The organism is Actinoplanes sp. NPDC026619, from assembly GCF_040638295.1.
Taxonomy (GTDB): domain Bacteria; phylum Actinomycetota; class Actinomycetes; order Mycobacteriales; family Micromonosporaceae; genus Actinoplanes.
In genome coordinates, this window is sequence record NZ_JBEZYA010000036.1 from 75,383 (window position 1) to 89,519 (window position 14,137).

14 protein-coding genes are annotated in these 14,137 nt (G+C 71.4%); 10 read left to right on the forward strand and 4 right to left on the reverse strand.

Features of this window, described 5'->3' with window-relative positions:
• The first annotated feature begins 100 nt into the window (after positions 1–100).
• From AB0E90_RS45220 to AB0E90_RS45260, 9 genes are all read left to right on the forward strand, one after another.
• Entirely contained in the window at positions 101–883 is a 783-nt protein-coding gene (locus tag AB0E90_RS45220) for an electron transfer flavoprotein subunit beta/FixA family protein (RefSeq protein WP_360418697.1), read from the forward strand.
• A gap of 48 nt (positions 884–931) precedes the next feature.
• Positions 932–1,888, forward strand: coding sequence for an electron transfer flavoprotein subunit alpha/FixB family protein (locus AB0E90_RS45225; RefSeq protein WP_360418699.1), 957 nt, complete (start codon positions 932–934; stop codon positions 1,886–1,888).
• Positions 1,889–1,896: 8 nt separating this feature from the next.
• Positions 1,897–2,202 carry a metalloregulator ArsR/SmtB family transcription factor gene (locus AB0E90_RS45230; protein ID WP_360418701.1) on the forward strand — a complete coding sequence of 102 codons (306 nt, stop codon included), beginning with the start codon at positions 1,897–1,899 and terminating at the stop codon, positions 2,200–2,202.
• Positions 2,203–2,291: 89 nt separating this feature from the next.
• Positions 2,292–3,548, forward strand: coding sequence for a crotonyl-CoA carboxylase/reductase (gene ccrA / locus AB0E90_RS45235; RefSeq protein WP_360418703.1), 1,257 nt, complete (start codon positions 2,292–2,294; stop codon positions 3,546–3,548).
• On the forward strand, positions 3,545–4,399 hold the full coding sequence (locus AB0E90_RS45240) for a 3-hydroxybutyryl-CoA dehydrogenase (RefSeq protein ID WP_360418705.1): 855 nt from the start codon (positions 3,545–3,547) through the stop codon (positions 4,397–4,399). The genes ccrA and AB0E90_RS45240 overlap by 4 nt, the downstream gene beginning before the upstream one ends.
• Positions 4,374–5,810 (forward strand): carboxyl transferase domain-containing protein, encoded by a 1,437-nt coding sequence (locus AB0E90_RS45245; RefSeq protein ID WP_360418707.1) that lies wholly within the window; start codon positions 4,374–4,376, stop codon positions 5,808–5,810. Before AB0E90_RS45240 ends, AB0E90_RS45245 begins: the two co-directional genes overlap by 26 nt.
• 38 nt (positions 5,811–5,848) lie before the next feature.
• Positions 5,849–6,178 (forward strand): hypothetical protein, encoded by a 330-nt coding sequence (locus tag AB0E90_RS45250; protein ID WP_360418709.1) that lies wholly within the window; start codon positions 5,849–5,851, stop codon positions 6,176–6,178.
• Positions 6,179–6,203: 25 nt separating this feature from the next.
• Positions 6,204–7,142: a VOC family protein gene (locus AB0E90_RS45255; RefSeq protein ID WP_360418711.1), complete on the forward strand. Its 939-nt coding sequence runs from the start codon at positions 6,204–6,206 to the stop codon at positions 7,140–7,142.
• Between the two features lie 16 nt (positions 7,143–7,158).
• Positions 7,159–9,222 carry an acetate--CoA ligase family protein gene (locus AB0E90_RS45260; RefSeq protein WP_360418713.1) on the forward strand — a complete coding sequence of 688 codons (2,064 nt, stop codon included), beginning with the start codon at positions 7,159–7,161 and terminating at the stop codon, positions 9,220–9,222.
• Between the two features lie 31 nt (positions 9,223–9,253).
• Here AB0E90_RS45260 and AB0E90_RS45265 read toward each other — a convergent pair whose 3' ends face one another.
• Genes AB0E90_RS45265 through AB0E90_RS45280 form a run of 4 tightly spaced genes read right to left on the reverse strand, consistent with a single transcriptional unit; the run spans position 9,254 to position 12,610 of the window.
• Entirely contained in the window at positions 9,254–9,703 is a 450-nt protein-coding gene (locus tag AB0E90_RS45265) for an NAD(P)H-dependent oxidoreductase (RefSeq protein ID WP_360418715.1), read from the reverse strand.
• Between the two features lie 3 nt (positions 9,704–9,706).
• Positions 9,707–11,056, reverse strand: coding sequence for a VWA domain-containing protein (locus tag AB0E90_RS45270; RefSeq protein WP_360418717.1), 1,350 nt, complete (start codon positions 11,054–11,056; stop codon positions 9,707–9,709).
• Positions 11,057–11,063: 7 nt separating this feature from the next.
• Positions 11,064–11,753, reverse strand: coding sequence for an alpha/beta fold hydrolase (locus AB0E90_RS45275; protein ID WP_360418719.1), 690 nt, complete (start codon positions 11,751–11,753; stop codon positions 11,064–11,066).
• A complete protein-coding gene (locus tag AB0E90_RS45280) occupies positions 11,750–12,610 on the reverse strand; it encodes a MoxR family ATPase (RefSeq protein ID WP_360418721.1) in 861 nt (286 codons plus the stop codon). Before AB0E90_RS45280 ends, AB0E90_RS45275 begins: the two co-directional genes overlap by 4 nt.
• A 97-nt stretch (positions 12,611–12,707) precedes the next feature.
• Here AB0E90_RS45280 and AB0E90_RS45285 point away from each other — a divergent pair.
• Positions 12,708–14,137: (Fe-S)-binding protein (locus tag AB0E90_RS45285; RefSeq protein ID WP_360418723.1), on the forward strand; the 1,430-nt coding region annotated here is incomplete at its 3' end.

The window sequence follows — 14,137 nt, forward strand, 5'->3', positions numbered from 1 at the left end:
TCCCTCTCGGTCTTGACCGCCGCCCACAATACGTTGATAGTTTTAGAACGAACAACATTTGAAAGTATGAGATCCGGGTCGGCCGGGCGAGAGGGGCGACATGAGGATTGCGGTATTGGCCAAGTACGTGCCGGATGCCACGGCGGACCGGCGATACGACCCGGCCGACCTGACGGCGGTCCGGGACGGCATCGACAGCCGGCTCAGCGAACTGGACGAGTACGCGGTGGAGCAGGCGGCCCAGCTCGTCGAAGCGGGCGGCGGCGAGGTCGTGGTGGTGCTGATGGGCCCGGCGCAGGCGTCCGAGGCGGTGTCCCGGGCGCTGCAGCTGGGGGCGACGTCGGCGGTGCATGTCAGCGACGACGCCCTGCACGGCACCGACGCGATCGGCACCGCCCGCGTGCTGGCCGCGGCGCTGCGCCGGCTCGGCGAGCTCGACCTGGTGCTGACCGGGATGGCCTCGACCGATGCCGGCTCGGGCCTGGTGCCGGCCATGGTCGCGCAGCTTCTGGGGCTGCCGCACGCCGGGTTCGTCGAGGAGATGACGGTCGCCGGCGGCGCGGTCACCGGGCTGCGCGAGACGGAGACCACCCGGGAGCGGTTCGAGGTCGCGCTGCCGGCCGTGCTGACCGTGACCGACCACATCAACGAGCCGCGCTACCCGTCGTTCAAGGCAATCATGGCGGCCAAGAAGAAGCCGGTCGAGCGGATCGGCCTCGCCGACCTCGGCATCGAGCCCGCGCTGGTCGGCCTCGGCGGCGCCTGGACCGCGGTCGAGTCGGCGCAACGCCGGCCGGCCCGCGACAGCGGCGAGGTCGTCAAGGACGACGGTGACGGCGGCACCCGCCTCGTCGAGTTCCTGGTCCGCAACCGGCTCATCTGAGCAGCACCCGACCTCATCTGAGCAGCACCCGACAAAGGAGTGGAAGTCATGGCAGATGTGCTGGTGCTGGCCGAGCGGGACGGCGACGAGATCCGCCGGGCGACCGCCGAGACGGTGGCGCTCGCCCGCGGGTTCGGCCGGCCGGTCCTGGTGGTGACCGGCCCCTGGAACGACGCCGTCGCGGCGGCGGCCGGTGCCGCCGGGCCCGAGGCGGTACACGCGATCGACGGCGTGCCCGACGAGGCATTGCGGCCGCCGGTGCTCGCCGAGGCGCTGGCCCGGCTCGTCACCGAGTCGTCGCCCGCCGCCGTGCTGTTGCCGGCCGGGCGGGAGGGCCGCGAGATCGCCGCCCGGCTCGCGGTCACGCTGGAATCCGGCGTGGTGACCGACGTCGTCGCGCTCGAGGCGGACGACGAGGGCCGCCCGGTGGCGACCCAGTCGGTGTTCGCCGGGACGTTCACGGTGCGATCGCGGGTCCGCACCGGCACGCCGGTGTTCACCGTCAAACCCGGCGCCGCGGAGCCGGGGCCGGCCACCGACCCCGCGGTCGCGCACAGCGCGGCCGAGCCGTCGGCGGCGGCTCTGGCGGTCCGGGTGGTCGAGCGCACGGTGCGGCCGCGAGGCAACCGGCCGCAGCTGACCGAGGCGGAGATCGTCGTCTCCGGTGGGCGCGGCACCGCCGGTGACTTCGTCGCGGTCGAGGGCTTCGCCGACGCGGTCGGGGCAGCGGTGGGCGCGTCCCGGGCGGCCGTCGACGCGGGCTGGTACCCGCATGCCTTCCAGGTCGGCCAGACCGGCGTGACGGTCTCTCCCCAGGTCTACGTGGCCTGCGGGATCTCCGGCGCGATCCAGCATCTGGCCGGCATGCAGACCTCCAAGACCATCGTCGCGGTGAACAAGGATCCGGAGGCGCCGATCATGGCGGTCGCCGATCTCGGGGTGGTGGGCGACCTGCACGCCGTGCTACCGCAGGCGACCCGGGACGTACTGACCCGGCGCGGCTGAGGAGGGTCATGCCCAGATCGCTACCGCCGCTGGCGCCGCTGCACGATGTCTTCAAGGCCCTCTCCGACCCGATGCGATGGGCGATCGTCCAGCGGATGGGCGAGACGGACGAGCTGGCGTGCACGACACTCGAGCGGCTGCTGCCGGTGTCGAAACCGACCATCTCCTACCACATCAAGATCCTGTACCACGCGGGTCTGATCGAGGTCCGCAAGCAGGGGCGCAACTACTTCTACCGGTTGCGCCGCGACGCCCTCGACTGGGTTCTCGACGAGCTCGCCGCGCACGTCGACAGCAGCCCGCGGGTCGCCTGAACCAAGCCCTTCCCAGCGTTGACGGTCGCCGCAGTGCACGCTATTCTTCGAAAATTCTAGAACAATCTAAGTGCTTCGGAGGTTCCCGAATGGCCGTGTCGATCGGCGAGCTGCCTCCACTCGGCGAGGTCCCGGAGACCATGTTCGCCCAGACCGTGCGCGCCGGCCGCTTCGGCGATCCGCGCACCGCCTTCGGAGTGGAGCAGGTGCCGGTGCCCGCGCTCGCTCCCGGTCAGGTCCTGGTCGCGGTCATGGCGGCCGGCATCAACTACAACAACGTGTGGGCGGCCCGCGGGATCCCGATCGACGTCATCGCCGAGCGGCAGCGCCGGGGCGAGCCGTGGGACTTCCACGTCGGGGGCAGCGACGCCGCCGGCATCGTCTACGCGGTCGGCGCCGGGGTGACCGGGGTGTCGTTGGGCGACCAGGTCGTGGTTCACCACGGCTGGTGGGACCAGGACGACCCGTGGGTCACCGCCGGCCGTGACCCGATGCTCGCGCCCTCGGCGAAGATCTGGGGCTACAACACCAACTTCGGCTCCTTCGGCCAGTTCGCCGTCGTCCAGGCCCACCAGTGCATGCCGAAGGCGCCGCACCTGACGTGGGAGCAGGCGGCCGCGCCGACCCTGGTCGGCACCACCGCCTACCGGATGTTGCACGGCTGGGCCGGGCACACGCTCGAGTCCGGCGACGTGGTGCTGATCTGGGGCGGCTCCGGCGGCCTGGGCGTGCAGGCCATCCAGCTGGTCAAGGCGGCGGGCGGGGTGCCGGTCGCGGTCGTCTCGGACGGGGCCCGCGGGGAGTACTGCCTGAAGTACGGCGCGAAGGGCTACCTGAACCGCAAGGAGTTCACCCACTGGGGCATCCCGCCGCACTGGACCGACGCCGGCGGCCAGCGGTCCTGGTCGAAGGAGGCACGGCGGTTCCGGGACGCGCTCTACGAGGTGGTCGGCGAGCGCCAGGCCCCGCGCCTCGTGATCGAACACCCCGGTGAAGCCACGATCCCGACCAGCGTCTTCATCTGCGCGCCGGGCGGGATGGTGGTGATCTGCGCCGGCACCACCGGCTATTCGGCCACCGTCGACCTGCGTTACCAGTGGGTCTTCCAGAAGCGCCTGCAGGGCTCGCACGGATCCAACGACGAGCAGGCGTACGCCTACAACGACCTGGTCCGGCAGGGCGCGATCGACCCGGCCCTGGGCGAGGTGCTGCCGTTCGCCGACATCGGCCGGGCGCATTACGAGATGGGCGAAGGCATCGAGGTCTTCGGCAACCGCGTCGCTCTCGTCGGGGCCCCGCACGCGGGGCTCGGACGGGCGGACGAGATCGGAAGGACAGCGCAATGACAACGAAGCAGATAGTGATCATCGGCTGCGGCTCGATGGGGGCCGGCATCGCCCAGGTCGCCATCCAGACCGGGCGGCCGGTCCGGGTGGTGGAGCGCGACGACGCGGCGGCCGAGGCCGGCCGGGGCCGGATCGTCGCCGGGCTCGACCGGCTCGTCAAGCGCGAGCGCATCAGCGCCGCCGACCGCGAGGCCGCCCTCGAGCGGCTGAGCATCGGCACCAGCCTCGACGTGCTCGCCGAGGCGGACGTCGTCATCGAGGCCACCTTCGAGGACGTGGAGCGCAAGCGCGAGCTGTTCGCCGAGATCGACCGGCTGGCCCCGGCGCACGCGCTGCTGGCCTCGAACACCTCCACGATCCCGCTGGTGATCCTGGCCGCCGCGACCAAGCGGCCGGAGCGCGTCGTCGGCCTGCATTTCTTCAACCCGGTGCCGGTGATGAAGCTGGTCGAGGTGATCCGCACGCCGGCCACCGACCCGGCCGTGGTCGAGGAGGCCCGGCAGCTCGCCGAGGACCTCGGCAAGACGCCAGTGCTGATCAACGACGTCCCCGGCTTCGTCGGCAACCTGCTCATCGTCCCGTACCTGCTCGACGCGATCCGCGCCTACGAGCGCAACGTCGCCGACATGGCGTCGATCGATGACGTGATCAAGCTGGGCTTCAACCATCCGATGGGCCCGTTCGCGCTGTCCGACCTGATCGGCCTGGACATCGTGCACGACATGGCGGCCTCGATGTACGAGGAGTACAAGGACCCGCGCTACTTCCCGCCGCCGCTGCTCAAGCAGTACGTGCGGATGGGCTGGCTGGGACGGAAGACCGGCCGTGGCTTCTACCTCTACGAGAGCTGACCCGGTGCTCGGCCCGCAACTGCTGACGGAGTGGGACGCCGGCCTGCGCTCGGCGGACCCGCTGGGATTCGCCGGCTACGAGCCACCGCGGGCCGCCGACGAGGCGGTCACGACCGGGCTGGCGCTCGTCGACGGGCGCGAGGTGGCCCTGATCCGCAGCCGGTTCGACCGGCACGGCGGCACGATGAGCGCCGCGGTCGGCGAGCGGGTGGTCCGGGCGCTGCGCCGGGCCACCGACCGCCGGCTGCCGGTGGTGGAGATCGTCGCCAGCGGCGGAGCGCGCCTGCAGGAGGGCATGTTCGCGCTGGTGCAGATGGCCCGCACCGCGTCGGCCGCCCGGGCGCACGCCGACGCCGGCCTGCTCTCGCTGGCCGTCTACCGCTCGCCGACCACCGGCGGGGTGTACGCCTCGTGGGGCTCGTTCCCCGACCTGCGTGCCGCCGAACCGGGCGCGACGATCGGGTTCGGCGGCCCCCGGGTGGTCAAGCAGGTGACCGGCGAATGGCCGCCGAAGACCTCGCACACGGCCGAATCGGCGTACCGGCACGGCCTGGTCGACGCGCTCGTGCCGGAGCCGGAGCAGCTCGGCTGGCTGTCGGCGGCGCTCGGCGGCCGCCCCCGGCCGCTGAACCCGCCGTCGGGGCGGGCACACCACCCGGACGACTCGGACCTGCCCAGCGACCCGTGGGCGGTGCTGTCCCGGGCGCGCGGCCGCCGCCGGCCGTCCGGTTTGGAGTGGGCGGCCTGGCTGACCGAATCGTGGGTGGACCTGCGCGGCCGTGACCCGGCCGTGCGGGCCGGCCTCGCCTCGATCGGCGGCCTGCGCACGGTCGTCGTGGCGATGGACCGGCACGCCCGCGGGGACGGCGGCGCCCGGCCGGACGCCGCCGGCTTCCGGCTCGCCCAGCGCGCCGTCCGGCTGGCCGACCGGCTGCGCCTGCCGGTGCTGACCCTGGTGGACACGCCGGGTGCGGAACCGGGGCCGGCCGCCGAGTCGGACGGGGTGGCCGGCGAGATCGCCGGCACGCTGCTGGCGATGGCGGGCTGCCGCACCCCGACGGTGGCGCTCTGCGTGGGCGAGGGCGGCAGCGGCGGCGCCATGGCCCTGGCCCACACCGACCGGCTGCTGATGCTCTCCGGCGCCGTCTTCTCGGTGATCGGGCCGGAGGCGGCCTCGATGATCCTCTACCGCGATCCGGGCCGGGCCGCCGAGCTGGCCTCGGCGATGCGGATCACGGCCAAGGACCTGCACGCGCTCGGCCTGATCGACGGTGTCGTGCCGGAGTCCGGCCCGGACGCCGTCCGGGTCGTGCGGGACGCGGTGGCGCAGGCGCTTGCCGCCGCCACCGTCGGGGACCGCGATCGGCGCACCGCGGCGGCCACCGTGCGCGCTCTGTCGGACGCGGCCTGACCGGCCGCGACAGCACTTGACGAAATGGGAGATCCAGGATGGCGAAGCTGGTCATGGTCGCGCTCACGAACGCGGCCGCCGGTCGCGAGGACGAGTTCCTCGACTGGTACGAGAACACCCACGTCCCGCAGATCCGGGCGGTCGTGCCCGGCGTCGGCGAGGTGCACCGCTACCGCGCCGCCGACGTCCAGGCGACACCGGAACCCCCGGCCCACCAGTTCCTGGCCGTCTACGAGATCGAGGCGGATGGCCCGGGCGCGGTGCTGGGCGCGCTCGGGGCCGGGATGCAGAGCGGCGCGGTGGAGTTCACCGGCGCCATGGACACCACGAAGAACCCACCGGTGACGGTCGTCTACGAAGCCCTGTGACACGGGCTGTTTGAAGGAGGTTGTCGTGCAGAAGGCAGTCAAGAAGACCGGCGATTTCGGCATCGGCCTGATGATCCACTCAGTGCACATGACGGACGACGTGCCGGAGCTCAACAAATTCTACGAGGAGGTCTTCGGCGGCCTGATGTTCATGGGCGTCGACGAGCCGAACTTCCTGCCGGTCGAGGACCGCTGGGCCGGGCTCATCCAGATCGCCGACCTGTGCATCGAGACGATGGCGCCGAAGATGCCGGCCGACCCGAAGAAGCCGGTCGGCCGCTTCTACAACAAGTTCGGCCAGCACCTGCACTCGGTGGGCTACAAGGTCGACGACCTGGTCGGCCTGGGCAACTTCCTGATCGAGAAGGGCGTCTACATCGGACAGCCCGGCGGCGGGAAGCTGGAGAAGATGGATCCGGAGACGGTCTACTTCTACCCCAGCCCCCGCGACACCGGCGGGCTGATGGTCGAGCTGTGCGCGGTCGACATGCCGGACGACCCGCGCCAGCTCGGCACCTGGACCTCGCAGGTGAAGATCTGGGACCAGGTGCACCCGCTGGGCATCAAGCGGCTCGCCTACATCACCCTCGGCGTCAAGGACCTGGACGAGGCCGTCCGGGTGTACGTCGACACCATGCAGGCGGTGCCGGTGGCCGAGGGCGTCGACGACGGGGCCCGCTCCCGCTACCAGATCGTCCACATCGGTGACTGCCTGCTGCAGCTGGCCCAGCCGCTGGACGACGAGTCGCCGCTCGGCAAGCACGTGACGCAGTGGGGCAACATGATCTACGGCATCACGTTCAAGGTGCACGACCTCGACTCGGTCGAGGCATGGCTGGACAAGAAGAAGGTGCGCACCACCAGGACGAGCCCCACCACGGTCGCCGCCGACCCGGCGGACACGTTCAACGCACCGTACTTCTTCACCACCGAAGACATCCCCAACGATCCGTTCGACGCCTGACGGCGGGGTGCCACAGATGACTTCCTCCCTGGAACGGACGCTGAAACCCACGTCGGTCGCCGTCGTGGGCCTGAGCGACACGTCGCGATTCGCCGAGTACATCGAGCCCACGCTGGACAGCGAGGCCGAGGTCTTCTTCGTCCATCACAAGAACCCGACCGTCTTCGGCCGGCCGGCCGTCAAGAGCCTCGGTCAACTCGACCGGCCGATCGACGTGGTGCTGAGCACCCTGAACGCCGAGCGCAGCACCGATCTGGCCGAGGAGGTCGCCGAACGCGACATCGGTGGCCTGGTGCTGATCGCCGGGGGCTTCGCCGAGACCGGCGAGGCCGGCCGGGGGCTGCAGGACCGGCTGGCCGCCACCGCCCGGCGCGGCAACCTGGCCGTCGTCGGCCCCAACGGCCTCGGCTACATCAACGTCCGGCGGCGGATCAGTCTCACCATCGCCAGCCGCCACAAGCGCCGGCCCGGCGGGATCTCCGTGGTCTCGCACAGCGGCGCGATGCTCAGCGGCGTGGCCATGGCCGCCTGGGAGAACCGGGGGGTCGGCCTCAACGTCATCATCTCCGCGGGCAACGAGGCGGTCACCGATCTCGCCGACTACGTCGACTACTTCACCGACGACCCGGAGACCACCGCGATCGGCCTGGTCGTGGAGACCATCCGGCGGCCGGCCGCGTTCTTCGCCGCGGTCGCCCGGGCGCACGCGGCGGGCAAGCCGGTCGCGGTGCTCAAGCTCGCCCGCAGCGCCCGCTCCCGGCAGATGGCGGCGTCGCACACGGCGGCGCTGACCGGCGACGCCTGGGTGTACGACGTGGCCCTGCGGCAGGCCAGCGTCATCCTGGCGTACGACCCGGAGGAGCTGGTCGACCGTCTGCAGTTCTTCGACCAGCTCGAGCCGCGCCGTTGGTCCAAGGTGGACGGTCTCGCGGTGATCACGATGACCGGCGGGTTCGCCTCCCTGGCGTACGACATCGCCGGCCAGGAGGGTCTCGAGGTTCCGCCGATGGAGGGGCTCGGCGAATGGGTCCGCAGCACCATCCCGGGGGTCACCGTCGCCAACCCGCTGGACACCACCGGGTTCGGCGGCACCATCTGGGACCAGGTCGTCGACCGGTACGCGACCTCTCCGGAATCCGATGCCTTGCTCTACGTCCACCCGCTCGCCGACGAGGACGAGACGGGGGGCAAGGAACTGGTGGCCGAGCTGGCCGGCGCCGCCGAGCGCAGTGACAAGCCGTTCGTCATGTCGAACTGCTCGGGCACTCCGGCCGAGTGGACCGATCAGGGCCGCGGCGCGGTTGCGCTCGGCCGCGGCGTACGCCCGACGGTGCGGGGTTTGCAGTCGATGGGCGCGTTCGTCCGGCATCGGGAGCGGTCGTCCTCCGCCGCGCCGGAGGCGACCGCGGTGCCCCGGCCCACGGCGGAGCTCATCGAGATCCCGGAGGGGCGCATGCTGCCGTTCCGGGAGTCGATGGAGCTGCTCACCTCGGCCGGCATCCCGGTCGCGCCGTACTACTTCGTGCCGGACGACCCGGCCGATGCCGGACCCCCGTTCCCCGGCCCGTACGTGGTGAAGCTGGCCGACGTCGGCCACCGCACCGAGCACGGCGCCGTCCGGCTGCGGGTGACCAACGCGGATCTGCCGACGGCGGTGAAGGAACTGCGCGAGATCGCGGCCGCCGACGGGCTGTCCCCGCTGACCGTGGCGCAGCCGATGGTCGAGTCGCGCGGTGAGGCGTTCATCGGCCTGCAGGGGGCCAGCGAGCTCGGCCCGCTGGTGGTCTTCGGTCTCGGCGGCGTGCTGGTCGAGGCGCTCGGCCGGGTCGGCGGCCGGATGGCCCCGGTCACCCCCGAACAGGCCCGGGAACTCATCGACGAGTTCGCCGACCTCAAGGTGATGCACGGTTTCCGGGGCCAGCCGGCCTGGGACCTAGACTCCCTCGCCGGCATCCTGACCGCTGCCGGCCGGCTCGCCGCGGGCGGCCACGACTGGATCGCGTCGCTGGACATCAACCCGATCATCTACGGCCCGGACGGCTTCGCCGCCGTGGACGCCCTCTGCCTGGTCCGGGATTGATCATGTGGGGCCGTCCGCCGGGCGGCCCCACTCAGGCGAGGCCGGCAGCCACCGTCGCGCCCAGCTCCCAGCAGGCGTCGAGATCGGGCTTCGCGGGGGCGCCGAGCACCACCACCGGCCGGGACGCCGGTCGCCAGCCCATGCCGGTCGCGATCGACTCCACCGCGCGCACCGCGCCGGTGGTGTCGCTGTTGCCGTGCACGAACAGGCCGTACGGCCGGCCCGCGGTCTCCCGCCGGCACGGGTAGTAGACCTGGTCGAAGAAGTGCTTGAGAGCGCCGGACATGTAGCCGATCGCGGCCGGGGTGCCGAGCAGATAGCCGTCGGCGGTCAGGACGTCGGACGCGGTGGCCGACAGCGCCGCCCGCACCTGGACGGTCACGCCCTCGATCTCGTCGGTGCCCGCGCCGGCCAGGACCGACTCCAGCATCGCCTCCACCGACGGTGACGGCGTGTGGTGAACCACCAGCAGGGTCGGCACGGGTCAGTCCAGCTCCTCCACGAAGCGCTTGAGCTGCCGCAGGCTGCGGCACTCGAAGACGCCGTCGCAGTGCGCAGCGTACTCGCCGATGATCGAGTCACCGTCGTTCCAGGCCGCCGCCGGCTCCGGGTTCAGCCAGTAGAGGTGCCGGGCCCGCGCGGCGATCGCGCCCAGGCTCCGGGCCCGCGAGGAGTGGTAGTTGTTGCGGGCGTCGCCGAGCACGATCACCGACGTCCGGCCGCGCACCTCGGTGCCCCAGCGCTCCGCGAACAGCTCGAACGCGTGCCCGTAGTCGGAGCGGCCGTCCAGCCAGACCGCGGCCGAGCCGGCGTTGATCTCCTGGGCCACGTCGGCGATCGTCTCGGCCCGCTCCAGCAGCTCCGTCACCTCCGCCACCCCGTCGACGAAGACGAAGCTGCGCACCTTGGAGAACTCGGTCCGCAGCGCGTACATCAGCTGGAGGGTGAAGGTGGCGAACGCCGCCACCGAGCCGGAGATGTCGGCGATCACCATCAGCTCCGGACGAGCCGGGTGCGGGCGGCGGAAGACCGGCGTCACCGGCGTTCCGCCGGTCGACAGCGAGTTGCGTACGGTGCGGCGGATGTCCAGCGGGGCGGTGCTCGTGGCCCGGCGCCGGCGGGCCAGCCGGGCGGCGAGTTTGCGGGACAGCGGGCGGAGCTCGTCGCGCAGCACCGCGATCTCCGTCCGGGAGGCGTGCAGGAAGTCGATGTCCTCGGGCAGCGGCTTGCGCAGCGTCCGCGCCACCGCCTCGGCGCCGCGATCGGCGACCAGCCGCCGCCGGATCTCCGACTCGACCTCCGCGCGGAAGTCGTCCACCCGGGTCGCGTGGTCCTCGTCGGCCAGCCGGCGTTCCAAGGCGCTGATCCGGCCGTCCAGCTGGGCCTGGGCGGTCTCGTCGCCGAGCCGTTCGAGCAGGCCCTCCAGATTCGCCGGCCGCAACGCCTTGAACAGGTAGTAGGTGCCCGCGACGGGGCGGCCGGGAACCATCTGGGCGTGCCGGCCGACCAGTTCGGCGGCAATGACCCGCTGGATCACCCGGTCGTCGTCGCGCAGCGCCCGGAACAGCACCTCGACGAGTTCCTCGTCGCCGACCGTCTTATCAAGGGAACCCCCGGTCTTCTCGAGAGAGAAGTACAGGTCGAAGACGACCGCGAACGCACGGGCGTGTTCCGGGTTCTTCACCAGCGTGGCGGCCAGCGCCGCCCGGACCGCGGCCCGATCACCCAGCCAGACCTGGCCGAGAGCTTGCGCGGCGTCGATGTGCTCGGTGGGCGAGACCGGAATGCCGACCGCCCGGAGCTCGGCCACCAGGCCGGCGAGGGTGTTGAGCATGGCCGGCCTATGCGGCCAGGAAGCGCATGACCGCCTCCATGGCCGCGGGGGAGGAGGTGGTGGTGAAGTGGTCCACGCCGCGCAGCGTCACCAGCCGGGCGTCCGGGAGCGCACCGGCCAGTCGATCGGCCGGGCCGGCCGGGTCTCGGTCGCCGAGCACGAGCAGGACCGGGCAGGCGATCCGCTTCAGCTCCTCCGGCTCCGGTGGCCGGCGGGGCCGGCGCAGGTAGGCGACGATCGGCGGCAGGTCGTTGCCGGCGGCCGCGGCCATCCGCCGGAACAGCCGGGTCGGCACGTCGGTGGGGTCCTCCGGGCCGGCCAGCGCGGCGGCCAGCCGGTCGGTCGCGGTGGTGTCATCGGCCAGCGCCGCGTCGCCGATGCCGAGCAGGGCCAGCCGATCGAACCTCGCGGGCGCCTGGGCCGCGGCGTTCAGCAGCCCGTCGGCGCCGGCCGAGAAGCCGACCGCGGCGGTCCGCGCCCCGCCGTTGCCGATGGCCCGGGTGATCTCCCGCAGGAGGTGGCCGGTGTTGTCGGCGTACGCCTGCGGGTCGGTGGGTTGGGGTCCGAGGCCGTGCCCCGGCAGCGAGAGTGGGGTGACGTCGTGGCCGGCCTCGGTCAGCAGGTCGACCCAGCCGGGGTCGCGCCAGTTGCGGGCGAACGAGGAGGCCAGACCGTGCAGCAGCATCACCCGGCTCATGACACGATCTCGCCCATCGCGGCGCCGGCGGTGGCGATGTCGGTCTGATTCTTGAGCAGCACCGGCGACGTGCGCCGGACCGTCTCCGGATCCAGGTCTTCGGCGCCGAGGATCATCAGGGTGCGGGCCCAGTCGAGGGTCTCCGACACCGAGGGGCGCTTCTTGAGGTCGAGGGCGCGCAGCGAGCGGACCACCCGGGTGAGCTGGGTGGCCAGGTGCTCGGAGATGCCGGGCACCCGGGAGAGCACGATCTCGCGCTCCCGCTCGATCGTCGGATAGTCGAGGTAGAGGAACAGGCAGCGGCGTTTGAGCGCCTCGGACAGGTCGCGGCTGCCGTTCGAGGTGAGGAAGACCATCGGGATCTGGTTGGCTTTGACCGTGCCCAGTTCGGGGATGGAGACCTGGTATTCCGACAGCACCTCCAGCAGCAGCGCCTCGGTCTCCACGTCGAGCCGGTCGACCTCGTCGATCAGCAGGACCACCGGCTCGGTGGAGCGGATCGCCTCCAGCAGCGGGCGGGTGATCAGGAACCGCTCGTCGAACAGGTCGGCCTCGGCGTCGGCCCCCGGGGCCTGCAGGCGCAGGAGCTGCTTGCGGTAGTCCCACTCGTAGAGTGCCTTGGCCTCGTCCAGCCCTTCGTAGCACTGCAGGCGGATCAGCCGGGCGCCGGTGAGCGCGGCGACGCTCTTGGCCAACTCGGTCTTGCCGGTGCCGGCGGGGCCCTCGACGAGCACCGGCTTGTCCAGCCGATCGCCGAGGTAGACCACGCCGGAGATGGTGTCGTCAGCGATGTAGCCCACCGTGAGCAGCCGATCGACGACCTCGGACATGCTGGTGAAGCGCGGTGCAGCGGTCACGCGATCCCCGCCTCTTCTCTCGACTATTTGACAATAATGAAACTATATTCTGAGTGTCCCCGGGTCAACCGGCCGGGCTCACGAGTGGAGAGCAACCGTGCGGGCAGTCGAAGTAGTCGCCTCCGTTGTCGCCGCCCTGATCACCGTGGTGGCGGTCGTGCTCGCCGTGCGGGCGGTGCGGACCGTCACCGCGGTGATCAGGAGGGGTCAACCGGCGCCGGAACGTTTCGCCGATCCGGGCCGGCGGGCCGCGACGATGCTGCGCGAGATCGCCGGGCACACCCGGATGCTCAAGTGGGGGATGATCGGCGCGGCCCACTGGTTCGTGATGGTCGCGTTCCTGGTGCTCTCGCTGCTGGTGCTGGAGGCCTACTTCGAGGTCGTCACGCCCACCGGCAGCCTGCCCCTGATCGGCCACTGGGTCGTGTTCGGCCTGGCCACCGAGTGGATCGGCATTTTCGGCCTGGCCGGCATCCTCTACCTGGTATTCGTGCGCCAGCGGACCCGGCGGGCGCCGCGGAGCCGGTTCACCGGATCGACGATGTGGCAGGCCTACTTCGTCGAGGCGGTGATCGTCGGCGTACTGATCTGCGGGTTCCTGATCCGGGGTTTCAAGGTCGCCAACGACACGTTCGAGTTCCCGGCCTGGGCCACCCCGCTGTCACATGCGGTCGGCGCGGCGCTCCCGGCCTGGTCGGCCGGGGCGACGGTGGTGGCCTGCGTGAAGATCATGATCTCGATGGGCTGGCTGATCACGATCTCGCTGAACCCGACGATGGGTGTGGCCTGGCACCGGTTCCTGGCGTTCTTCAACATCTTCTTCAAGCGCAGCCCGGAGAAGCCGGCCGGTTCCGGTCTGGGCGCGCTGAAGCCGATGATGAGTGAGGGCAAGCCGCTCGACTTCGAGGAGGCCGATCCGGAAAAGGACCAGTTCGGGGTCGCTCAGGTCGAGCAGTTCACCTGGAAGGGTCTGCTCGACTTCTCGACCTGCACCGAGTGCGGCCGCTGCCAGTCGCAGTGCCCGGCCTGGAACACCGGCAAGCCGCTCTCGCCCAAGCTGATGATCCTGTCGTTGCGTGACCACGCCTACGCGAAGGCGCCGTATCTGCTGGCGGGCGGCGAGGATCAACACGCCGGCCTGGACGTCCTGGCGCTCGCCGAAGGAAACCGCCCGCTGATCGGCACGGAAGAGGAGCAGGGCGTCATCGATCCGGACGTGCTGTGGTCCTGCACCACCTGCGGCGCCTGTGTCGAGCAGTGCCCGGTCGACATCGAGCACATCGACCACATCGTCGACATGCGCCGCTACCAGGTGCTGATCGAGTCGAGCTTCCCCTCCGAGGCCGGCGTGATGCTGCGCAATCTGGAGAACAAGGGCAACCCGTGGGGTGCCCCGCAGAACACGCGCGAGGACTGGACGAAGGGTCTCGACTTCGAGATCAAGAAAGCGGGCGAGACCGAGGACTTCGAGTACCTGTTCTGGGTCGGGTGCGCGGGCGCGTTCGAGGACCGGGCGAAGAAGACCAC